Source organism: Pseudarthrobacter sp. 902506025 (genome assembly GCF_040702325.1).
GTDB lineage: Bacteria > Actinomycetota > Actinomycetes > Actinomycetales > Micrococcaceae > Arthrobacter.
In genome coordinates, this window is sequence record NZ_JBFBKW010000008.1 from 193,539 (window position 1) to 215,005 (window position 21,467).

The window sequence follows — 21,467 nt, forward strand, 5'->3', positions numbered from 1 at the left end:
GTTAGACGTGTCCCATCGCGTTCCGGCCGGCGTTGCGGATGTAGCAGGTCCAGCAGACCACCAGCATCAGGACGTAGGCGCCGACGAATCCGTAGAAGGCCGGGGTGTAGGAGCCGCTGGCGGTGCTGGAGGCATTGAGCACCTGGGGGATCACGAAGCCGCCGTAAGCGCCGATCGCGGAGATCAGGCCGAGGGCGGAGGACGCGAGCCGCTGGGTGGCCACCGGGTTTGCACCGTTGCGGGCAGCCCGGCTGGAGGTGGCGAAGATGACCGGAATCATCCGGTACGTGGCCCCGTTGCCGAAGCCGCTGGCGGTGAACAGCATCAGGAAGAGGACCAGGAAGAGCAGGAAGTTCTTCAGCGGCAGGGTCCAGATCATGGTCAGCGTGATCACGGCCATCGCGGCGAAGGCGGACACGGTCATCCGGGCCCCGCCCATGCGGTCCGCCATGCGGCCGCCGTAGGGACGGGCCAGCGAACCCACCAGGGGGCCGAGGAAGGCCAGGGACAGGGCCACGGTTCCCACTCCAATGGAGGAGAACGCGGGGAAGTAGTCCTTGATCAGCTTGGGGAACACGCCGGCGAAGCCGATGAAGGAGCCGAAGGTGCCGATGTACAGCAGCGCCATGATCCACAGGTGCGGTTCCTTCAGTGCAGCGACCGAGCCGGCCACGTCACCCTTGGCGCTGGTGAGGTTGTTCATGTACTTGAAGGCGCCGAATGCGGCCAGCAGGATGAAGGGGACCCACATCCAGCCCGCCAGGGGAAGGTTGACGGTGCCCGCGGCAAGCAGGGTGATGACGATGGGAACGGCAAGCTGTGCGACGGCGGCCCCCAGGTTTCCGCCCGCGGCGTTCAGTCCCAGCGCCCAGCCCTTTTCCCTGGCCGGGTAGAAGAACGTGATGTTGGCCATCGAGCTGGCGAAGTTGCCGCCGCCGAACCCGGCGAGGGCAGCCACCAGGAGCATGACACCGAACGGTGTGTCCGGGTTGGAGACGCAGAGGGCCAGCCCGGTGGAGGGGATCAGGAGCAGCAGGGCGGAGACGATGGTCCAGTTGCGGCCGCCGAAGCGGGGGACCATGAAGGTGTAGGGGATGCGGAGGGTGGCACCGACCAGGCTTGGCATGGAGATGAGCCAGAATATTTCCGAGGTGGAGAAGGTGAAGCCTGCGGCGGGAAGCTGGACCACGACGATGGACCACAGCTGCCAGACGACGAAGCCGAGGAACTCGGCGAAGATGGACCAGTTCAGGTTGCGGCGGGCGATGGCCCGGCCTGCGGCCTCCCACTGTTCCTTGTTCTCGGCATCCCAGTTGGCGATCCAGCGGCCGGGGCGGAATTCAAGGGCGGGGGCGTCAGTAGTGCGGGTAGGGCCGGGCTGTGCGCTGGCGGATACGGCATCAACGGTGCGGTCAACAGTCACGGGTTACCTCCTTCGGGGGATGTTGTTCCTCCAAGGTAGGGACGGCGCGTTTCGCGGACAGTCGATGTTTGTTAACGCGCTGTGACTTTTGCCTATCCGGGCCCGCCATGCGGCGTGAGGCGGTGCCGGGGCCCGGAATATGAGATGCACAACACACGTCCGCATTGTGGACGTTTCGTCCATTGACTGGACGCGGCGAAGTAAGATCGAACTCTAACTATTCGCGCCGGGAGGCAACACTGCCTGCGCCCGGCCGATCTCACGAAAGCGTTTACCCATGTCATCCACCGATACCACCAAGGTGCCTGGTTCGCACCAGCCGGTGAACTCCCGCGGCCGCGTTATCGTGGCCAGCCTGATCGGCACCACTGTGGAGTTCTACGACTTCTACGTCTATGCCACGGCCGCCGTGCTCGTGTTCCCGAAGCTCTTCTTCCCGGGCGCGAACGAAACCACCCAGCTGCTGAGCTCCTTCGCCGTCTTCGGCGTGGCCTTCATTGCCCGCCCCCTCGGCTCGATCGTCTTCGGGCACTTCGGTGACAAGTTCGGCCGCAAGGGAACCCTTGTGGCGTCGCTGCTGACCATGGGCATCGCAACCTTCCTCATCGGCTGCCTGCCCACGGCGCTGGTTCCTGGCTGGGAGTTCTGGGCGCCGGCCATGCTGGTGGTCCTGCGGTTCGCCCAGGGCCTGGCCCTCGGCGGCGAGTGGAGCGGCGCGGCCCTGCTGGCCACGGAGAATGCCCCCGCCAACAAGCGCGCCATCTACGGCACCTTCCCGCAGCTCGGTGCCCCCATCGGCTTCATCATTGCCAACGTCATCTTCCTGGTGGCCAGCTACACCCTGACCCCGGAAGCTTTCCAGGCCTGGGGCTGGCGCGTCCCGTTCCTGCTCAGCGCCGTCATGGTGATCCTGGGCCTCTACGTCCGGCTCAAGCTGATCGAAACCCCGGCCTTCACCAAGGTGGTGGAATCCAACGAGGTAGCCAAGCTTCCGCTGGGCCGGGTCTTCAAGTCCAGCTGGCGCCAGCTGATCCTGGGCACCTTCATCATGCTGGCCACGTATGTGCTGTTCTACCTGATGACCACGTTCACGCTGACCTACGGCACCAAGCCCACTTTGGAGGGCGCCAAGGCCGCAGCCGAAAAGGCCGGCAAGCCCATGTCCGAGGCCGCTGCCGCCGCGTTCGTTCCGGGCCTTGGCTACAGCCGCAACGATTTCCTGTGGATGCTGATTGCCGGCGTCGTGTTCTTTGGCATCTTCACCCTGGTCTCCGGACCGCTGGCCGAGAAGTACGGCCGCCGCAAGATGCTCATGGCCGTCACCGCCGGCATTTTCGTCTTCGGCCTGCTGTTTGTCCCGCTGTTCAGCGGCGGCTTCGTGGGCACCATGGGCCTGCTGATCCTCGGGTTCTCCCTCATGGGCCTCACGTTCGGCCCCATGGGTGCGCTGCTGCCGGAACTGTTCCCCACGAACGTCCGGTACACCGGCTCGGCCATCAGCTACAACTTCTCCAGCATCCTGGGTGCCGCGGTGGCCCCGTTCATCGCCGTCGCCCTGTGGGAAGCCGCCAAGGGCAGCCCGCTGCTGGTAGGCATCTACCTGACATGCATGGCTGTGCTGACCCTGATCGCGCTGTTCCTCACCCGTGAGACCCGCGACCTGGACTACGAGAACAACGTCGCCTGACGCTTCGTTTGCCCCGATGCCCGGCGCTGCCTTTCGGCACGCCGGGCATTGCCGTTTTCACCGGGCGTAGCGGGCCACGAAGTTCTTCAGTACGGCCATGGGCTCGGTGACGGTGAACCGCCGTGCGGCGGCCATGAGCTCCTCGGCGGATTCCGGTGGAAAGTACCCGGCGTCCCGGTAGATATCGATCCGCGTCACCAGCCCGTCGGCGTCCAGTTCGGGGTGGAACTGGGTGGCGTACAGGTTGGTCCTGATCCGGAACATGTGGACCGGGCAGGTTGCGGCCCGTGCCAGGAGGACAGCGTGCGGGGGCAGCGAGCTGACGGCCTCCTTGTGTCCGGTCAGCGCCGTGAACCGTTGGGGCATTCCCTGCAGGATGGGGTCCTGCAGGCCTTCGCGGGTCAGCTCCACTTCCACCGCGCCGAGGGGCTCGCCATAGGTCCGGTCGATCACGGCGCCCTGGTGGCTCCCGAGGGTGCCCACCCCGTAACAGGCGCCAAGGAACGGGAAGTCGCGGGCCACCAGCTGGTCCAGCAGTGCGGCCAGCTCCTGCTCTACCCGGTGCTGGACCGTGCTCTTGTGCTCCGGCGGGTCGCTGGACGTGAACGGGCTGCCGCCCACGATGACGCCGGAGTACCTGGAGAGGTCCAGCGGGGGCAGGGGAGCGGCTTCGAGCCGGATCCGGTGCAGCTCCCGCTCCTCCAGCCCGCCATACCTCAGGTACGCGGCATACTCGTCCTCAGCGGCGGCGTCTTCCGCGCGGGAGGCCAGGAGCAGGAAAGGCAGCATGTGCTAAGTCTGCATCCTGCCGGCGCCGCCTGCCAGCACCGGCCCGGCACACGGCCGGAGGCGCTTCTGAAAAGGTCAGGCTGGGTGGCGCCTCAGGCCGGAGGCTGCGTGAGCGAGCGGCGCGACTGCGGCCGGGCGGCGGGGTCCGCGTGCCGGTGCACCAGCTTCCAGTAGCCCTCCTCGCGGCGGAAGATGCTGGTCACGCGGAGCGCGAACTCCTCCGTGGCGGCGGCGCTGTCCAGCCGTGCCCGGAAGTGTTCGGTCTCCACCAGGTATGCGGTGTCGCGGGCCGTGTAGGAGGTGACGGTGTCGAAGCCCAGCATCTCGCCGTCGCGGAACTGCCGCGCGGCCTGGTCCAGCCGCGCCTCCACCTGTGCCCAGCCGCGGGCTATGCCGCCGAACGGGTTGGCCAGGGTGACGTCATCCAGCCGGGAATACAGGTCCTTGATCGGCGCCGGGTTTCCCCTGGTGATCTCCGGGACCGCCTGGTGGTAGCGGTCCACTTCTTCCTGGAAACTTGGTGCGAGCATGGCTGCGTGTGCCGCTTTCTAGTCTTCGATGGTGGCGATAATGGCGCCCGCGGACACCGTTTCGCCCGCCGTTGCCGTCAGGCCCGTGATGGTGCCGGACCGGTGCGCGGTGAGGGGCTGTTCCATCTTCATGGCCTCGAGGACCACCACCAGGTCGCCTTCGGTGACCACGTCCCCGTGCGCCACGGCCACCTTCACGATGGTGCCCTGCATGGGGGAGGTCAGCGCATTGCCGGTGGCCGCAGCCGGACCGGCGGAGCGGGAGCGCTTCTTGGACTTGCCCGGCTTGCCGGCGGCGGCCGAGGCCGTTCCCGGGGTGCCCAGGGATGCGGGGAGGACCACCTCGAGGCGCTTGCCGCCCACTTCCACCACCACGCGCTGGCGCTCCTCGGCGGAGCCCTCGCCGTCAACGGCAGTGTCCGGGGTCCAGGCCGGCAGGTTGTTGGTGAACTCGGTTTCGATCCAGCGCGTGTGGACCGTGAAGGGCCCCTCGGCGGGTGCGAAGGCGGGGTCCGTGACCACTGCGAGGTCGAACGGGATGACGGTGGGGATGCCCTCCACCACCATTTCCTCCAGCGCGCGGCGGGCGCGTTGTAGGGCCTGCGGGCGGCTGGCGCCGGTGATGATGAGCTTGGACAGCATGGAGTCGAAGTTCCCGCTGATCACGTCGCCCTGTTCCACGCCGGAGTCCACGCGGACCCCGGGACCGGTGGGGTTCTTCAGGACCCGGAGCGTGCCGGGGGCGGGCAGGAAGTTGCGGCCCGGGTCCTCGCCGGTGATGCGGAACTCGATGGAGTGTCCGCGCACCTCGGGATCGCCGTAGCCCAGTTCCTCGCCGCGGGCCAGCCGGAACTGCTCGCGGACCAGGTCGATCCCGGTGACTTCCTCGGAGACGCAGTGCTCCACCTGCAGGCGCGTGTTGACCTCGAGGAAGGAAATAGTCCCGTCCTGGCCCACCAGGAATTCGCAGGTGCCGGCGCCCAGGTAGCCGGCCTCCTTCAGGATCGCCTTGGAGGATTCGTAGAGACGGCGGTTCTGGTCTTCGGTGAGGAAGGGTGCCGGAGCCTCCTCGACGAGTTTCTGGTTGCGCCGCTGGAGGGAGCAGTCGCGGGTGGACACCACCACCACGTTGCCGTGGGCGTCGGCCAGGCACTGGGTTTCCACGTGCCGGGGGGCGTCCAGGAAGCGCTCGATGAAGCATTCGCCGCGGCCGAAGGCGGCGGTTGCCTCGCGGACGGCGGATTCGTAGAGTTCGGGGATTTCTTCCCGGGTGCGGGCTACCTTGATGCCGCGGCCGCCGCCGCCGAAGGCCGCCTTGATGGCCACCGGCAGGCCGTGCCGGTCCACGAACTCCAGGACTTCCCCGGCGGATTCGACGGGGTCGGCGGTGCCGGGGACCAGGGGAGCGCCCACCTTTTCGGCGATGTGCCGGGCGCGGACCTTGTCGCCCAGGGCGGAGATGGCCTCGGGGGAGGGGCCGATCCAGGTGATGCCCGCGGCAATCACCTTGGCGGCGAACTCGGCGTTCTCGGCCAGGAAGCCGTAGCCGGGGTGGATGGCGTCGGCGCCGGACTGGTGGGCGGCGTCAATGATCTTGTCCATGACCAGGTACGACTCGGCAGCGGTGGTCCCGCCCAGGGCGTAGGCCTCGTCAGCGAGCCGGACGTGCAGCGCATCGCGGTCCGGGTCAGCGTAGACGGCCACGGAGGCGATGCCTTCATCCCGGGCCGCCCGGATGATCCGCACGGCGATTTCGCCGCGGTTGGCGATCAGCACCTTTGTGAGGCTGGGCTGCGTGGTTCCTGCGGACTGCTCCAAATTTGCTGACAAGGCGTCTCCTTCTTTCCTTCAGGGAGCCTAGCGCGGTTTTGGAGGTTCCGCCGATATTACTTGCGGAATCCGCGTGTAAACCGGCCCGCCTTTGTAGGGAAGCTACAAGTGGTGCAGAAAAGGGAGTGCTTTACCGCGGCGGCCAGAGGTCCGTGATGCGAACGTTGGCAGCAGCGAGCAGGCCGCGCAGGGTGGAGACGGAGAGGCCGACGACGGCGTGCGGGTCGCCGTCGACCTTCCGGATGAAGGCCCCGCCCAGGCCGTCGATCGTGAAGGAGCCGGCGCAGTGCAGCGGCTCGCCGGTGGCGATGTAGGCGTCGATCTCCTCCGGTGCCATGTCCAGGAAGGACACCTCGGCGGAGGCGACCGCCCCGAGCGTGGCGCCCGAACCGCGGCCGGCGCTGCCATCGTCGTCCGTGTCCCTGCAGTCCACCAGCCAGTGCCCCGTGTGCAGCACCCCCGCGCTGCCGCTCATGCGGAGCATCCGTTCCCGCGCGACGTCGGCGGTGTACGGCTTGCCGTGCGCCTCGCCGTCGAACTCGAAAACGGAGTCGCAGCCAAGGACCAGCGCGCCCTCCGCTTCCGGCAGCGCGGCGACGGCTTCGGCCTTGGCACGTGCCAGCAGCAGCGCGGTGTCGTGCGGGTCCGTGACGCCGTACCGCGCCTGGACGGCCGCTTCGTCGACGTCGGAGACCAGTACGGTATGCCGGATGCCGGCCTCCGCCAGGAGCTTGGTGCGGGCGGGGGACTGGGAGGCGAGGATCAGATGGAGCACGGTTTCAGCCTAGTGGACCAGCTCGCCCGGAGCCGGTGCGGCCTGGCCGCGGTTGAGCTTGGCGCCCTCCACGTCCACGTCCGGCAGGATCCGGTCCAGCCAGCGCGGCAGCCACCAGGACTTGGCGCCCAGCAGGTACATCACGGCCGGGACGATGGTCATCCGGACCACGAACGCGTCGAACAGGACGCCGAAAGCCATCGCGAAGCCCAGCGGCCGGACCATGGTGAGGTGGCTGAAGATGAAGCCGGAGAACACGCTGACCATGATGATCGCGGCGGCGGTGACCACGGCGGCCGCGTGCCGGAAGCCCACCCGCACCGCTTCCTTGGCTGACGATCCATGCATGTAGGCCTCGCGCATGCCGGAGGCGATGAACACCTGGTAGTCCATGGCCAGGCCGAACAGCACGCCGATCAGGATGATCGGAAGGAAGCTCAGCACCGCGCCTGGGTTGGCCACGTCGAAGACGTTCCCCAGCCAACCCCATTGGTAGACGGCAACCACGGCGCCGAAGGCGGCGGACAGGGACAGCAGGAATCCGCCTGTTGCCAGCAGCGGGACCACGATGGAGCGGAACACCAGCAGGAGCAGGATCAGGGAAAGTCCGACGACGATCGCCAGGTAGGGCGGCAGGGCGTCACCGAGCTTGGTGGAGACGTCCACGTTGCCGGCGGTTTGGCCGGTCAGGCCCATGGCAACGTCGTAGTCGGCCTTGATTTCGGCGTTCAGGCCGCGGAGTTCGGAGACCACCTTGACCGTGCTGGCGCTGGCGGGGCCTTCCTTGGGGATGACCTGGAAGACGGCGGTGCGGCGGTCCTCGCTGAGGGCCACCGGCACGGCGGCCACCACGTTGTCCACGGCGCGGAGCTTGTCCGCGATGTCGAACTGCAGCTTCTGCGCCTGGGCTGCGTCAAGGTTCGCGGGGAACTCGCCCACGGCCACGATCGGCCCGGTGACGCCTTCGCCGAAGCTGCGTGCCGTCAGGTCGTAGGCCTGGTAGGCCTCGGACTCCACGGGCTCGGAGCCGCCGTCCGGCAGTGCCAGCTGGAGCTGGGTGGCGGGCAGTGCCAGGGTGCCCAGCAGGACGATGCCGGCGGTCAGGGCAACCCAGGGGTGCTTGGTGACCAGGCCGCCCCACCCGTGGGTGCTGCGTTCGCGGTCGGTGGCGAGGTCGGCTGCCTCATGGCCCGGTTCCGCGTTGTGCGCCTCGGACTTGGCCCAGGCCCGCCTGGAGATGATGCGGCGGCCAATCAGGGACAGCATGGCAGGGGTCAGGGTGATGGCAACGAGCACCGCCACGGCCACGGTTCCCGCGGCGGCCAGGCCCATGACGGTGAGGAACGGCAGTCCCGGGACCACCAGGGCGGCAAGGGCGATGATCACGGTCAGGCCGGCGAAGACAACGGCGTTGCCGGACGTGCCGTTGGCCCGGGCTACGGACTCCTCAGGATCCATGCCGGCCAGGAGCTGTGTCCGGTGCCGGTTGACGATGAACAGCGAATAGTCGATGCCGACGGCGAGGCCCAGCATGAGGGCCAGCATGGGGGAGATGGAGCTCATGTCGAAGAGGCCGGAGAGGGCGAAGGTGATGCCGACGCCCACGCCGACGCCGATGATGGCCATCAGCAGCGGCAGTCCGGCCGCGATCAGCGTCCCCAGCATGAGGATCAGGACCAGCGCAGCGACGGCGATGCCGACAATTTCCGCCGTGCCGAACAGGGCTGAGATGTCCTCGGTGATTTCCTTGCTGGCAAAGGCCTGGACGCCGGCGGAGGACGTCTCGTGGGCGATCTCCTGGACCTGCTTGCGGACCGCCGGTGCCAGGCCGTTGATGGAGGTGTTGAACTGCACCTGGGCCACGGCCGCCTTGTTGTCCTCCGAGACGAAGCGGATGGCGGAGGCCGCCTGGGCCTGGCGCTTGCCGAGTTCCAGCTTCGCCTTGTTGGCCTCCAGTTCCTGGGCGCCGGCGTCGAGCTTGGCCTGGCCGGCAGCCAGCCCTGCCTTCTGCTGGCCCAGCCGGGCCTCGATCGCAGCTGCCGGCGCCCCTGCCGCGGTGAGTTGCTGCTCGGCTGCCGCCAGCTGTGCCTTGCCGGCCTCCAGCTGCGCCCGGGAGGCGTCCAGCTGTGCCTGGCCGGCGGCCAGTTGCTTTTCGCCGTCGGTGATGGCCTTGCCGGCCTGGTCCACCTGGGCCTGGGTGGCGAACGGATCCACCGTTCCGCGGACCTCGGGGATGGTCTGAAGTTTCTTCAGCGCATCCGTGACGGCCGCGCGGCTCTCAGCCGTGAACCCGCCGTCGGGGGCTTCGAAGACGATCGTGGCGCTTCCGCCCGAGGCTGCCGGCAAATCCTGCTTGAGCTTGTCCGCGATCCGCTGGGTCTCGGTACCCGGGATCTGGAAGTTGTTGGACAGCGTGCCATGGAAGGCCGCGGCGGAACCGCCAACGGCCACCAGCACGGCAAGCCAGAGGGAGATGACAAGCCAGCGCCGGCGGTAGGAGAACTTGCCGAGGCGGTAGAGGAGGAGTGCCATGCGGGAGGACCGATCTGATCAGGAGGAACGGGTGGCGGATGGGAAAGCAGTGGTGGTGAAGCCGGCGCCCAGCAGGGCCATGGCATCGATCAGCAGTTGGCGGAGTTCCGCCAGGGAGGCGGGTGACAGGTCCGGGCCGCGCCGGCTGAACCAGACCTCCATGGCGGCTTTTCCGCAGGAGATGATGGAGCCGGCCAGGGCGTGGACATACAGCTCGTCCCGCTCGCCGGGGGTGCCGGCGAGGCGTTCGCGGGCCACGGTGAAGACCTGGGCCCGGCAGTGGTCCCACGCCTCCAGTTCCGTGTGGGACATCAGCGGGCTCTGCTGGGTCAGCGTGAACAGTTCAGCCAGGGGCGCGATGGCCTTGGGATCGGCCAGGGCCACCAGTGCGGCCTGGGCCGACTCGAGCATGGGCTCGTCCGCCGGGCGGAGGCGCAGTTGCTGGATGGCGTTGTCCAGGAAGCCATGGACGATGGACGCCAGGGCGGCGTCGGTGCTGCTGAAGTAGTTAAAGAAAGTGCGCCGCGAAATGCCTGCGGCATCGGCGATGTCCTCCACCGTGAAGTTGCCGGGGCCCTTGGAACGCAGGAGTCCCAGGGCGGCATCGGTGATGGCCTGGCGGGTGGCGGCCTTGTTCAGCTCGCGCCGGGAAGGGGCGGCGGACCCGGCGTCCTGCGACGCGTCGGGCGGTGAAAAGGGGTTGGGCACGGCCTTACACTACGTGCAAGTTTGCACTGCATGCAAGTTATCTGCGCGAGGGCTCGGGTGCGGGGGTGTCTCCGGATTCACAGGAGAACGAAAGGTTCCCAACAGCCTTTGCTGAACCTGGTCGCGGATGCTTGGAATGTCCCGCCACCAGGCGTATCACCAGCAGCCGTCAGGCGACGGCGAATCAGGAGACAAGAAATGACACGCACGAAGAAGATGACCCTGGGCCTGTCAGCCGCGGCGCTGGCGCTCGGTGCAGGAATCGGCGTGGCCGGCATGGCCTCTGCCACCACCACAACTCCCGCTCCCACGCCGAGTGCAAGTTCCAGCGCCTCCGCTGACGGCAGCACCGGCACCGGCCACGACGGCATGGGCAGGCATGGCGGCCGCGGCGGCCACGGCATGGAGCAGGCCTCCGCGCTGGCAGCGAAACTCGGTGTGGACGAAGCCAAGGTGACTGACGCGCTGAAGGCCTTCCGCGACGCCAACAAGCCCGCCACTCCGCCCGCCGACGGCCAGAAGCCGGACCCCGCCGCGCGCGAGGCCGCGCTCGCGAAGTCCCTGGCTGAGTCGTTGGGCATCGATGAGGCGAAAGTGACGGCCGCCCTCCAGGAGATCCGCAGCGACGAGCAGTCCGAGCACGCCGCCGCGCTGAAGACGCGCCTGGACAAGGCCGTGGCCGATGGAAAGCTGACGCAGGCGGAAGCCGACGCCGTGACCAAGGCGGTCCAGAACGGGGTGATTGGCGGGGGCGGTCGCTGACTGATGCCGGCCGCTGACTGCTGCCGGCCGGTGAATGGCCGGAGGCGCAGCCCATGAAACAAAAAAGACGTCCCCGGGAGGTTTCCCGGGGACGTCTTTCATTGCTGCTGCGCGTTATGCCTTTGCATCCTGCAGTTCGCGGGGTGCGGTGTCGGCGCTGGTGCCGTCCGTGGCGGGGCCACCGGCGGCGGCGTCGCTGCCTGTTTCTTCCTCAACAAAGGGCGTGCCGTTGCGGGGGGCGTTGTACAGCGACTCGTCCAGGATGCCCTGGCGCTTGGCCACGATGGTGGGGACCAGTGCCTGGCCCGCGACGTTGACCGCGGTGCGGCCCATGTCCAGGATGGGGTCGATGGCAAGGAGGAGTCCGACGCCGGCCAGCGGCAGTCCCAGCGTGGAGAGTGTCAGGGTGAGCATCACCACGGCGCCGGTGGTGCCGGCGGTTGCAGCGGAGCCGAGGACGGAGACCAGGGCGATCAGCAGGTACTGGCTGAAGTCCAGGTGGATGCCGAAGAACTGGGCCACGAAGATCGCCGAGACGGCGGGGTAGATGGCTGCGCAGCCGTCCATCTTGGTGGTGGCGCCCAGGGGCACGGCGAAGGAGGCGTAGGCGCGGGGGACGCCCAGGCTGCGCTCGGTCACGCGCTGGGTCAGCGGCAGCGTTCCCACCGAGGAACGGGACACGAAGGCCAGCTGCACGGCGGGCCATACGCCGGAGAAGTACTGCTTGATGGACAGGCCGTGGCTGCGGATCAGGATGGGGTAGACCACGAACAGCACCAGGACCAGGCCCGCGTAGATGGCAACGGTGAACTTGCCCAGCGAGCCGATGGTGTCCCAGCCGTAGACGGCGACGGCGTTGCCGATGAGGCCGATGGTGCCCAGCGGCGCGATGCGGATGATCCACCACAGCACCTTCTGGATCACGGCAAGGGCTGATGCGTTGAGGGTGAGGAACGGCTCTGCGGCTTTGCCCACCTTCAGCGCGGCGACGCCCACCGCGATGGCGATGACCAGGATCTGCAGGACGTTGAAGCTGACCGACGTGGTGACGGCGCCGGAATCGGCGACGGTGGAGCTGGCGCCCAGGCCGAGGAAGTTCTTGGGGAAGAGGCCTACGAGGAAGGCCCACCAGTCACCGGACTTGCCGGTGTACTTGGCGTCTCCGGCGATGCCGGTGTTGGCGCCGGGCTGCAGCAGCACGCCCAGGCCCATGCCGATCAGCACGGCGATCAGGGACGTGATGGCGAACCACAGGAGCGTGTTCCACGCCAGCCGGGCGGCATTGGATACCTGCCGCAGGTTGGAGATGGAACTGACGACGGCGGTGAAGATCAGCGGAACAACGGCGGTCTGCAGCAGTGACACATAGCTTGAGCCGATGGTCTGCAGCGTGGCGCCGAGGGCGTTGGGGTTGGTCTTGGTGCTGCCGGTGTACTTTGCCAGCAGGCCGAGGCCAAGACCCACAATGAGGGCGGCGATGATCTGGAAGCCGAAGGAACCCGCCCACTTGGGGAGCTGGAATCCGGTCTTCCCTGCGGGGGAGGGGGTGCTTGTCTGAGTGCTCACCAGAACAAGCTAGACCTCCGTTAAATATCACGTCGAACCAACATTGAGAAATATTACGCGCTCTGGATGCGGGCCCCAGCCGGAAATCCCCGGAGAATCAGGGATGACGGCGGCATTTGTTACTTATTCCCGGCAGGGGTGTGCTTAACGTCTCGTGGTTCGTGGTGTTTCCTGACCGTCAGGTAGAGCCGGTGGGCGGTGATGACGATGGCCAGCCAGGCGGCACCCAATGCCCAGGCCGCCAGCACATCGGTGAGCCAGTGATGGCCCAGGAAGACCCTGCTCAGGCCGATCGCGACAGCGAAGAGGGCTGCCGCCGCGGCGGTGAGGATGCGGGCGCGGTTCGAGTGGAGCCGCAGGATGATGAGGTACGCCACGATGCCTGCTATCACCACCGCGTTCAGTGAGTGTCCACTGGGAAACGATGCCGAGTGTTCGTAGGGCGGTACGGCGTCGCTGAGGTCCGGCCGCGTGCGTCCCACGAGGCGCTTGCCGGCGATCGTCATCAGCAGTGAACCCAGGCCCGCGGTGACGATCAGGATGACGGGGGTCCAGGAGCGGCGCCGCAACGCGAGCACCGCCATGATGGCGACGGCGAGGACCGGCATCCCGATGGTCCCGCCAACATCGGTGAAGGCCGTGACCGCCACATCCAGGGCAGGGGTACGGAGGTCCTTGCTGGCCGCCAATACCGGATGGTCGAGTCCGGCCACCCCGTCGGCGGCCACTACCGCTTCATAGACCTCGCTGAACGCGGCGGTCAGGGCGGCGGAAATGACCGCCCCCACCAGCAGCGTCAGGATCAGTGCGCCATGCGGGCCCAGTACCTGGCTGATGCGGTGGACCACTTCCACCAGGCGCCGGCCTGTCCGGGTGTCCCATCTGGTGAGGTCCTTGCCGCCGACGGTCGTGTCCTGGCGCAGTTCACCAGACACCCCCGTCCCGGCCGGTGTCTCTTGGAGGTTGGTCAACGTCGTCTCCCTGTCCATACGGCGGTGCGCGCCACGGCAATTTAGTAAGTAAGCTTATGGATTGCCGTGGGCGCTGTCCACCGAATGCCGGGGGCGCGGTCCGCCGGCCAGGGATCCGGCCGGGGGATGGACTGTCAGCCCAGCAGCGCCCGGCGCAGGGTATCGAGCCCAACAGAACCGATGTTGAGGGCCTTGGTGTGGAACTCCTTCAGGTCGAACCCGGGCCGTGACTCCAGCTCCGCACGGATCTGTTCCCAGAGCCGCTGGCCAACTTTGTAGGAGGGGGCCTGGCCCGGCCAGCCAAGGTAGCGGGTGAACTCGAAGTTGAGCTGGCCTTCGCTGATGGGGAGGTTTTCCTTGAGGAATCCGTAGCCCTTGTCCGGGGTCCAGGTGCCGGTTCCCCAGCGTTCGGGCATCTCGAGTTCGAGGTGCACGCCGATGTCGAAGACCACGCGGGCTGCCCGCATGCGCTGCATGTCCAGCATTCCCATGTGGTCGCCGGGATCGTTCAGGTAGCCCAGTTCCTGCATGAGCTTCTCGGCGTAGAGGGCCCAGCCCTCGCCGTGGCCGGAGGTCCAGCAGACGTTCCGGCGCCACTTGTTAAGCAGTTCGCGCCGGTAGGTGGCGGTGGCCACCTGGAGGTGGTGGCCCGGAACACCCTCGTGGTACACGGTGGTGGTTTCGGCCCAGGTGGTGAAGGTGTCCTCGCCTGCGGGAACGGACCACCACATGCGGCCGGGCCGGCTGAAGTCGTCGGACGGGCCGGTGTAATAGATGCCGCCCTCGTCGGTGGGGGCAATCCGGCACTCAAGTGTCTTCATCACCTCGGGGATGTCGAAGTGCACGCCGGCGAGTTCGGCCACGGCCTTGTCGGAGAGGCCCTGCATCCATTCCCGCAGCGCCTCCGTGCCTTTCAGCTGACGTGCGGGGTCGTTGTTGAGGATTTCCTTGGCTTCGGCAATGGTGGCGCCTGGCTTGATGGCGGCTGCGACCTGTTCCTGCTCCGCGATGAGGCGGTCGAGTTCCTGGACGCCCCACGCGTACGTTTCCTCCAGGTCCACCTCTGCGCCGAGGAAGGACCGGGAAGCCAGTGCGTAGCGGGCCCTGCCCACGGCATCCTTTTCGGGAGCAGCGGGGAGCAGCTCGGTGCGCAGGAATTCCGCCAGGCCGGCGTAGGCCCGGCGGGCGGCGGCAGCACCGGCGTCGAGCTTCTCCTGCAGGGCCGTGGGAAGCGGCCCCGCATCCGTGGCGGCACCCGCGGCCAGCTTTGCGAAGAAGCCGTCCCCGGCGGCGTACTTGTTGACCTGTTCGATGACGATGCGCACTTGGCGGGCAGCGGCGACCTTGCCTGCATCTTTGGCCATGCGCAGGGACTCGGTGTAGCCGCTGATGGCCGCCGGCACGTTGTGTGCGCGCCCGGCGATGTGCTCCCAGTCCTGTTCGGTTCCGGTAGGCATGAGGTCGAAGATGGCGCGGATGTCCTGGGCCGGGGAGGCGATATTGTTCAGGTCCGCATACTCCCACCCGGAGGCGTGGATCAGCAGTTGCAGGCCCAACCGCTCCTGCATGGCGTCCAGGGTGACGGCGTCCACGTCGTCCTCCGGCTCCAGGCCTTCCAGCGCAACGAGGGCGTCCCGTGCCGCCTCGGCGAACCCGGCGATGCCGGCAGGGGAGAAGTCCTGGTATTCCGTCTCATGTCCCGGCAGGCCAAGGGTGGTGGCAAAGGTCGGATTGAGCCTGATCAGGGTGTCGGTGTAGTTGTCCGCGACATCGTCGATCCGGGTATGCGGGCGCGTGGCGGGTGCAGTGTCGGTAGTCACATCCCGAGCCTACCGGCCGCATGGACAGGATGTGGAAGCCGTCAGCCCTGGCTGCGTTTCCAGGCTCCCGGTCCGGGCGTGGGGGCAAGCCGCAGCTGCTGCCTCCGCACCCAGTGCCGCACGCTGGCGGTCCTGGCCGGCGCCGGGCTTTCCCCACTGAGGGAAAGGACGACGGCGGCCAGCGCGGCCAGTTCCTCGGCGTTCGGCTGCCCTTTGACCACAGAGAGCAGGGGTGCGGCGGCTGCCGCGTCCGGGGCTTCGGCGGGCTCAGGCGCCCCTGGGGTGCTGATCACAGCGGGATGTTCCCGTGCTTCTTGGCGGGGAGGCTGGCCCTCTTGTCCCGCAGGGCGCGCAGTCCCTTGATGATCTGGAGACGGGTGTCCGAGGGGGCGATGACAGCGTCCACGTAGCCCAGCTCGGCGGCCTGGTAGGGGTTGAGGAGTTCTTCCTCGTACTGCTGGATCACCTGGGCGCGGCGGGCCTCGACGTCGCCGCCGTCCTCGGCAACGGCTGCGAGGTCGCGGCGGTAGAGGATGTTCACCGCACCCTGCGCACCCATCACGCCGATCTGCGCCGTGGGCCACGCCAGGTTCAGGTCGGCACCGAGCTTCTTGGAGCCCATGACGATGTAGGCGCCCCCGTAGGCCTTGCGGGTGATGACGGTGAGCTTGGGGACGGTGGCCTCGGCGTAGGCGTAGAGAAGCTTCGCGCCGCGGCGGATGATGCCCTGGAACTCCTGGTCCTTGCCGGGCAGGAAGCCGGGGACGTCCACCAGGGTGATGATGGGGATGTTGAAGGCGTCGCAGTGGCGCACGAAGCGGGCCGCCTTTTCCGATGCGGCGATGTCCAGGGTGCCGGCGAACTGGAGGGGCTGGTTGGCCACGATGCCTACCGTGTGGCCCTCCACCCGGCCATAGCCGATCATCACGTTGGGCGCGTACAGGGCCTGCATCTCCAGGAAGTGCCCGTCGTCCACGATCTGCTCCACCACTGCGCGCATGTCGTAGGGCTGGTTGGCTGAATCCGGAACCAGCGTGTCCAGGGCGAGGTCGTCGTCGTCGATCTCCAACTCCTGCTGGTGCCCCAGGACGGGTGCCTCTGCCAGGTTGTTCGACGGGAGGAAGTCCAGTAGTTCGCGGACGAACTCGATGGCATCTGTCTCGTCCGAGGCCAGGTAGGTGGAGGTTCCGGTGGTGGCGTTGTGCTGCCGGGCGCCGCCGAGGGTTTCCATGTCCACGTCCTCGCCGGTGACGGTCTTGATGACGTCCGGGCCGGTGATGAACATGTGTGAGGTCTTGTCCACCATCACCACGTAGTCGGTGAGCGCGGGGGAGTAGGCCGCGCCGCCGGCGGACGGGCCCATGATGAGCGAAATCTGCGGCACCACGCCGGATGCGTGGACGTTGTTGCGGAAGATGTCCGCGAACATGGCCAGCGAGGCCACGCCTTCCTGGATGCGGGCGCCGCCGCCGTCCAGGATGCCGACGACGGGGCAGCCGTTGCGGAGCGCGAACTCCTGGACCTTGACGATCTTTTCGCCGTTGACCTGGCTCAGCGATCCGCCGTAGACGGTGAAGTCCTGGCTGTAGACCGCCACCAGGCGTCCGTCCACGGTGCCGTAGCCGGAGACCAGGCCATCGCCCAGCGGCTTCTTCTTTTCCATGCCAAAGGCGGTGGAGCGGTGCACGGCCAGGGCGTCAAACTCAACAAACGAGTCCTCGTCCAGCAGCAGCGCGATGCGCTCGCGGGCAGTGTTCTTGCCGCGGGCGTGCTGCTTTTCGATGGCTTCGGGGCCGGAAGGCTGTTCGGCGCGCGCCTGGCGGTCGCGGAAATCGGCAATCTTTCCCGCTGTCGTTGTCAGATCGTGGCTCATCAAGTGTCTCCGGCTCTGTAGCAGGTCAGTTCTGTCGGCTGGCGGCCCGTGTTGTCCGGCGCTTTAAGTAGCATCCACACAAAAGACCAACCCTGCTGGCAAGTCTAGTGACGGTTTGGGCGCCGACGGCTGTAGGGAACCTACAATTTTCTGCGGGTCGAGCAGCCCCTTCGCAATGTTACTCACCGGTAACATAGTTGGGTTACAGTGTTCCCATGACTTCAAGCGACGATGCTTTGCATGCCTCCGAAAGCCCGTACCGGGCCGCCGGCTCCCTGGCGGGCCGGACCATCCTGCTGTCCGGCGGCAGCCGCGGGATCGGCCTGGCCATCGCCCTGAGGGCGGCCCGGGACGGCGCCAATATCGTCCTCCTTGCCAAGACGGGGGAGCCGCACCCCAAGCTTGCCGGGACGGTCTACACCGCAGCCCGGGAGCTGGAGGCGGCCGGGGGCCAGGCGTTGCCCCTGGTGGGCGACGTGCGCAGGGACGAGGACGTGGCAGGCGCCGTGGCCGCAGCCGTGGACCGGTTCGGCGGCATCGACGTCGTCATCAACAATGCCTCCGCCATTGACCTCTCCACCACGGACGCCGTGGACATGAAGAAGTACGACCTCATGCAGGACATCAACGTCCGTGGCACTTTCCTGCTGTCCAAGTTGGCGCTCCCGGCGCTGCGTGCCTCCAAACAGGGGCACATCCTGACGCTCTCGCCGCCGCTGAACCTCCACCCCTCCTGGGCTGGAAAGCACCTTGCATACACCATGGCCAAATACGGGATGAGCCTGACCACCCTGGGCCTGGCCGAGGAACTCAAGGCTGACGGGATCAGGGTCAACTCACTGTGGCCATGCACGCTGATCGACACGGCGGCCATCCGCAACATGCCCCACGGCGACACCATGGTGCTGGCCGCGCGCGGCCCGCAGATCATGGCCGACGCCGCCCACGCCGTCCTGACTGGAAGCAACCTCGCCGCGGGCGCGCCGCCGTCGGGCAACTTCTACACGGATGAGCAGGTCCTCGCCGCCGCGGGCGTGACCGACTTCCGCCCCTACAGCCTGGGGGCACCCGAAGACCGGCTGGTTCCCGACATCTTCCTTTAGCATGCCCCCGGCGGTGCCCTGACGGTCTGTTCCGGGACGGCAGGTGGCTGGGTGGGACCGGGCCGGGCTCGGTAGGATCTAGCTATGGATGACGCACATGCACCGGGTTCCCCCCTGAACCGAGGGGACCTGGCCGACCAGCGTTTCCTCGCCGCCGCGGGGATCCCCCGGATCGACGTCGTGGACTCCACCGGCTCCACCAACGCCGACCTCCTGCGCGGTGTCACAGTGGACCCTGGGGCCTGGCCGGACCTCTCCGTCCTGACGGCGGAGTACCAGACAGCTGCACGGGGACGCCTGGACAGGCGGTGGGAGGCGCCCCCGCTGAGCTCGGTGTCGGTCTCCGTGGTGCTGCGTCCGGTCAACGCGGAGGGCAGGCCCCTCCCCACCCAGAGCTACTCCTGGCTGTCCCTCATCGCAGCCTTGGCGCTGCGTGAAACACTGCTGGAAACGGCGGGCCTCCCGGCCGAGCTCAAATGGCCCAACGACGTCCTGGTGCGCGGCAGGAAGATCGCCGGCATCCTGGCCCAGCTGGGCCCCATGGTGGACGGCAGCGTGCCCCCCGTGATCCTGGGGACCGGGCTGAACGTCACCCTGCGCGAAAGCGAACTTCCGGTTCCCACTGCCACGTCCGTGGCCATCGAAGGTGCCCGCACCACCGACCGCACCGCGCTGCTGAAAAGCTACCTGTCCCACTTCGCGGTCCTGTACCGCAGTTTCTGCAACGCCGACGGCGACCCGACGGCCGGCATGGCGGGGGGCCCTTCGCTGCACAAAATGGTGGAGGCCGTCATGGTCACCCTGGGAAAGCAGGTACGCGCGCAGCTGCCCGGCGACCACGAAATCATTGGGCATGCATCCCGGCTGGATGACTACGGCTCCCTGCTGGTGGTGGACCGGGACTCGCACGAGCACGTGGTCACCGCCGGTGACGTGGTGCACCTGCGGCCCTGGACTTCCCCGGACGCGCCAAACCAGGGTGGGTATGCGTAAAACCCTCGTGCCAGGGGAGCAGGTCATCGTCACCACGCGTCCGCAGCCGAGGAAGCTCACCGGAGCCGCCGTGGCCTTTGTCCTGGCGCCGGCACTTGCCGCCTTCGCCAGCGGCTGGGTCATCCGCGGCGGGGCCGCCCGCTTGGTGCCCACCCTGGGCCGGCAGTGGACGCCTTGGCTCGTGACCGCCTGCGTCCTCGCCGCCGCAGCCGTATGGCTGGGCTACTGCCTGCCCCGCCTGCTGCGCTGGCAAGGCACCCGCTACACCCTGACCAGCCAGCGGATGGTGGCCCGGTATGGCCTGCTGAACCGGCGGGACCAGCAGGTGAACCTGGCGTCGGTGCGCAACCTGACGGTCCATGAATCGCTGCTGCAGCGACTGGTGCGCTCAGGGAATATATCCTTGGAAACCGGGCACCAGGGCATGGTGACCTTTCGCGACGTGCCCGAGGTTGCCCGGTTCCGCGACTTTATCCTCGACGCCATCGGGGAACTGCCGGAGGACAGCGGGACCCAGCCGGGTGGCGCGACGTATTACCCCGCCGGTGCTTTTCCGGAGGACATGAGAGAAGGTGGACGGGATGACCGATGAGGCCCAGCAGGAACGCGTCGAGCGCATCCCGACCGGAACCGCCGCCGTCGAGCCTGCTTCCGGCGACTACCATGCCGGCGCGTCGTTGGCCGGCCCGGATTCCCCCGTGGAGATGCCTGCCGTCGACCGGCACCCGCCCACAGGCGCCATGTCCGCCGAACGCCTGGCCATGAAGGCGCTCGAAGCCCGGCTGCTGGGTGGTGAACGCAAGCTCCGCCGGCGTGAAGTTGCTGCCGGCGCGGGACTCTCACTGCTCTCTGCCCGCAAACTGTGGCGCGCCCTGGGGTTCCCGAACTTCGGCGATGAGGACGTGGCCTTCACCGAACGTGACCAGGCGGCCCTGTCCACGGTGGTGGACCTGGTCCGCGCCGGCAAGCTCACGGAGGAAGCCGCCATTTCGGTGACCCGCTCCATCGGCCAAATGACCGACCGCATGGTGGTCTGGCAGATCGAAGCGCTGGTGGAGGACATGGTCCACGAGCAGGGCGTCACGGATGCCGTGGCCCGCAAGCGCCTGGTCAACGAACTGCCCGCGCTGGTGGACGCGCTGGAGGAAGTGCTGGTCTACTCCTGGCGCCGCCAGCTCAACGCCGGGGTCCAGCGGCTCGCGGTCCGGGCCGAAGCCGGCCTGCAGGCCAGCGAAGAAGGCCGCGAAGGCGACGAGGATGACGCTCCGCTGCCCTTGGCCCGCGCCGTGGGGTTCGCTGACCTGGTCTCCTACACCAGCCTGTCCCGCCGGATGAACGAAAAGACGCTCGCCCGCCTGGTCCAGCGCTTCGAGAACAAGTGCGCCGAGATCATCTCCGTCGGCGGCGGCCGGCTGGTCAAGACGGTGGGCGATGAAGTCCTGTACATCGCCGAAACCCCGGCAGCCGGTGCCGAGATCTCCCTGGCGCTCGCCGAGGCCTTCACCGAGGACGAGATCCTCCCCGAAGCCCGGGTGGCCATGGTGTGGGGCAGGATCCTGTCCCGCCTGGGCGACATCTACGGTCCCACTGTCAATCTCGCAGCGCGCCTGACCACCCTTGCGGATCCGGGCACGGTGCTGGTGGACTCCATGACCGCCTCCGCCTTGGAGCACGACGAGCGGTTCGTCCTGATTCCCCAGGAGCCGGAAAACGTGCGCGGCTTCGGCGAGATCAATCCCGTCCGCCTCACACGGGGCCGGGGCAAGGGCCTGGTCCTCGACTAGGAACCAGGTTTCGGCCGCCGCCAGGCCTGCTGGAAGAATTTGTCCATTTGTTGGCGTATAGCGGTATCGTTGTGGTGCCCGGGGTCCCGTGACGCCGGCTGCAGGCAAAGAGCCTAGATCTACCGGGGGATTTTCACTCATGAAACGTCGCGGACAAACGCGCGCCCAAAGCCCTGTCTCCGGCACGCCCCGGTGGAGCCGCCTGGCGCGCTCCCGGTGGTTCTCCGGTACTGCGTTTGGTGCTGTGGTTGCTGTGGTGGTGACGGGTGCTGTGTTGTATCCGGGGTTCAAGACCACTGAGGTGGAGTTGAATGACGGTGG

At 67.6% G+C, this 21,467-nt stretch carries 19 protein-coding genes; 7 read left to right on the top strand and 12 right to left on the bottom strand.

The window, feature by feature from the left end:
• Position 1: 1 nt before the first annotated feature.
• Positions 2 to 1,423: an MFS transporter gene (locus AB0280_RS15435; RefSeq protein ID WP_307488526.1), complete on the bottom strand. Its 1,422-nt coding sequence runs from the start codon at positions 1,421 to 1,423 to the stop codon at positions 2 to 4.
• Between the two features lie 277 nt (positions 1,424 to 1,700).
• Between AB0280_RS15435 and AB0280_RS15440 the strand changes: the two genes are divergently transcribed.
• Positions 1,701 to 3,110, top strand: a complete 1,410-nt coding sequence (locus AB0280_RS15440; protein WP_307488525.1) for an MFS transporter — start codon at positions 1,701 to 1,703, stop codon at positions 3,108 to 3,110.
• 57 nt (positions 3,111 to 3,167) lie between these two features.
• Here the strand turns inward: AB0280_RS15440 and AB0280_RS15445 are convergent, their stop codons facing one another.
• The 6 genes from AB0280_RS15445 to AB0280_RS15470 all read right to left on the bottom strand — a co-directional run bounded on the left by AB0280_RS15445 (position 3,168) and on the right by AB0280_RS15470 (position 10,274).
• Positions 3,168 to 3,899: a glutamine amidotransferase gene (locus tag AB0280_RS15445; protein ID WP_224025498.1), complete on the bottom strand. Its 732-nt coding sequence runs from the start codon at positions 3,897 to 3,899 to the stop codon at positions 3,168 to 3,170.
• Positions 3,900 to 3,991: 92 nt separating this feature from the next.
• Complete coding sequence (locus tag AB0280_RS15450) at positions 3,992 to 4,429, bottom strand: YybH family protein (protein WP_159632463.1); 438 nt, start codon at positions 4,427 to 4,429, stop codon at positions 3,992 to 3,994.
• Between the two features lie 18 nt (positions 4,430 to 4,447).
• Positions 4,448 to 6,259, bottom strand: coding sequence for an acetyl/propionyl/methylcrotonyl-CoA carboxylase subunit alpha (locus AB0280_RS15455; RefSeq protein WP_370871747.1), 1,812 nt, complete (start codon positions 6,257 to 6,259; stop codon positions 4,448 to 4,450).
• 130 nt (positions 6,260 to 6,389) lie between these two features.
• Positions 6,390 to 7,034, bottom strand: a complete 645-nt coding sequence (locus tag AB0280_RS15460; protein WP_307488524.1) for a Maf family protein — start codon at positions 7,032 to 7,034, stop codon at positions 6,390 to 6,392.
• Positions 7,035 to 7,043: 9 nt separating this feature from the next.
• Positions 7,044 to 9,566, bottom strand: a complete 2,523-nt coding sequence (locus AB0280_RS15465) for an MMPL family transporter (RefSeq protein ID WP_366367711.1) — start codon at positions 9,564 to 9,566, stop codon at positions 7,044 to 7,046.
• 18 nt (positions 9,567 to 9,584) lie between these two features.
• Entirely contained in the window at positions 9,585 to 10,274 is a 690-nt protein-coding gene (locus AB0280_RS15470; RefSeq protein ID WP_307488522.1) for a TetR/AcrR family transcriptional regulator, read from the bottom strand.
• Positions 10,275 to 10,472: 198 nt separating this feature from the next.
• Here AB0280_RS15470 and AB0280_RS15475 point away from each other — a divergent pair, with 198 nt between their 5' ends.
• The gene (locus AB0280_RS15475) at positions 10,473 to 11,036 is read left to right on the top strand and encodes a hypothetical protein (protein WP_366367713.1); all 564 of its coding nucleotides are present in this window, start codon (positions 10,473 to 10,475) and stop codon (positions 11,034 to 11,036) included.
• 114 nt (positions 11,037 to 11,150) lie between these two features.
• Here the strand turns inward: AB0280_RS15475 and AB0280_RS15480 are convergent, their stop codons facing one another.
• The 5 genes from AB0280_RS15480 to AB0280_RS15500 all read right to left on the bottom strand — a co-directional run bounded on the left by AB0280_RS15480 (position 11,151) and on the right by AB0280_RS15500 (position 17,266).
• Positions 11,151 to 12,602 carry a dicarboxylate/amino acid:cation symporter gene (locus AB0280_RS15480; protein ID WP_159632457.1) on the bottom strand — a complete coding sequence of 484 codons (1,452 nt, stop codon included), beginning with the start codon at positions 12,600 to 12,602 and terminating at the stop codon, positions 11,151 to 11,153.
• 119 nt (positions 12,603 to 12,721) lie between these two features.
• Complete coding sequence (locus AB0280_RS15485) at positions 12,722 to 13,573, bottom strand: phosphatase PAP2 family protein (RefSeq protein ID WP_307488521.1); 852 nt, start codon at positions 13,571 to 13,573, stop codon at positions 12,722 to 12,724.
• 134 nt (positions 13,574 to 13,707) lie between these two features.
• Complete coding sequence (locus AB0280_RS15490; RefSeq protein WP_307488520.1) at positions 13,708 to 15,393, bottom strand: DUF885 domain-containing protein; 1,686 nt, start codon at positions 15,391 to 15,393, stop codon at positions 13,708 to 13,710.
• Between the two features lie 41 nt (positions 15,394 to 15,434).
• Positions 15,435 to 15,683, bottom strand: coding sequence for an acyl-CoA carboxylase epsilon subunit (locus AB0280_RS15495; protein ID WP_307488781.1), 249 nt, complete (start codon positions 15,681 to 15,683; stop codon positions 15,435 to 15,437).
• A complete protein-coding gene (locus tag AB0280_RS15500; RefSeq protein ID WP_159632455.1) occupies positions 15,683 to 17,266 on the bottom strand; it encodes an acyl-CoA carboxylase subunit beta in 1,584 nt (527 codons plus the stop codon). Before AB0280_RS15500 ends, AB0280_RS15495 begins: the two co-directional genes overlap by 1 nt.
• 215 nt (positions 17,267 to 17,481) lie before the next feature.
• Here AB0280_RS15500 and AB0280_RS15505 point away from each other — a divergent pair, with 215 nt between their 5' ends.
• The 5 genes from AB0280_RS15505 to AB0280_RS15525 all read left to right on the top strand — a co-directional run.
• On the top strand, positions 17,482 to 18,369 hold the full coding sequence (locus AB0280_RS15505; protein WP_307488519.1) for an SDR family oxidoreductase: 888 nt from the start codon (positions 17,482 to 17,484) through the stop codon (positions 18,367 to 18,369).
• Between the two features lie 84 nt (positions 18,370 to 18,453).
• A complete protein-coding gene (locus AB0280_RS15510) occupies positions 18,454 to 19,362 on the top strand; it encodes a biotin--[acetyl-CoA-carboxylase] ligase (protein WP_366367716.1) in 909 nt (302 codons plus the stop codon).
• Positions 19,355 to 19,954 carry a PH domain-containing protein gene (locus AB0280_RS15515; RefSeq protein WP_307488517.1) on the top strand — a complete coding sequence of 200 codons (600 nt, stop codon included), beginning with the start codon at positions 19,355 to 19,357 and terminating at the stop codon, positions 19,952 to 19,954. The genes AB0280_RS15510 and AB0280_RS15515 overlap by 8 nt, the downstream gene beginning before the upstream one ends.
• A 112-nt stretch (positions 19,955 to 20,066) precedes the next feature.
• Positions 20,067 to 21,146 (top strand): adenylate/guanylate cyclase domain-containing protein, encoded by a 1,080-nt coding sequence (locus tag AB0280_RS15520; RefSeq protein ID WP_236561043.1) that lies wholly within the window; start codon positions 20,067 to 20,069, stop codon positions 21,144 to 21,146.
• Positions 21,147 to 21,285: 139 nt separating this feature from the next.
• Positions 21,286 to 21,467: hypothetical protein (locus AB0280_RS15525; RefSeq protein ID WP_307488516.1), on the top strand; the 182-nt coding region annotated here is incomplete at its 3' end.

Bases quoted from the DNA above. Each gene is read 5' to 3' on its own strand.
- AB0280_RS15440 (WP_307488525.1), top strand. From the start codon at position 1,701: ATGTCATCCACCGATACCACCAAGGTGCCTGGTTCGCACCAGCCGGTG.
- AB0280_RS15445 (WP_224025498.1), bottom strand. From the start codon at position 3,899: ATGCTGCCTTTCCTGCTCCTGGCCTCCCGCGCGGAAGACGCCGCCGCT.
- AB0280_RS15450 (WP_159632463.1), bottom strand. From the start codon at position 4,429: ATGCTCGCACCAAGTTTCCAGGAAGAAGTGGACCGCTACCACCAGGCG.
- AB0280_RS15465 (WP_366367711.1), bottom strand. From the start codon at position 9,566: ATGGCACTCCTCCTCTACCGCCTCGGCAAGTTCTCCTACCGCCGGCGC.
- AB0280_RS15475 (WP_366367713.1), top strand. From the start codon at position 10,473: ATGACACGCACGAAGAAGATGACCCTGGGCCTGTCAGCCGCGGCGCTG.
- AB0280_RS15500 (WP_159632455.1), bottom strand. From the start codon at position 17,266: ATGAGCCACGATCTGACAACGACAGCGGGAAAGATTGCCGATTTCCGC.
- AB0280_RS15505 (WP_307488519.1), top strand. From the start codon at position 17,482: ATGACTTCAAGCGACGATGCTTTGCATGCCTCCGAAAGCCCGTACCGG.
- AB0280_RS15510 (WP_366367716.1), top strand. From the start codon at position 18,454: ATGGATGACGCACATGCACCGGGTTCCCCCCTGAACCGAGGGGACCTG.
- AB0280_RS15515 (WP_307488517.1), top strand. From the start codon at position 19,355: ATGCGTAAAACCCTCGTGCCAGGGGAGCAGGTCATCGTCACCACGCGT.
- AB0280_RS15520 (WP_236561043.1), top strand. From the start codon at position 20,067: ATGCCTGCCGTCGACCGGCACCCGCCCACAGGCGCCATGTCCGCCGAA.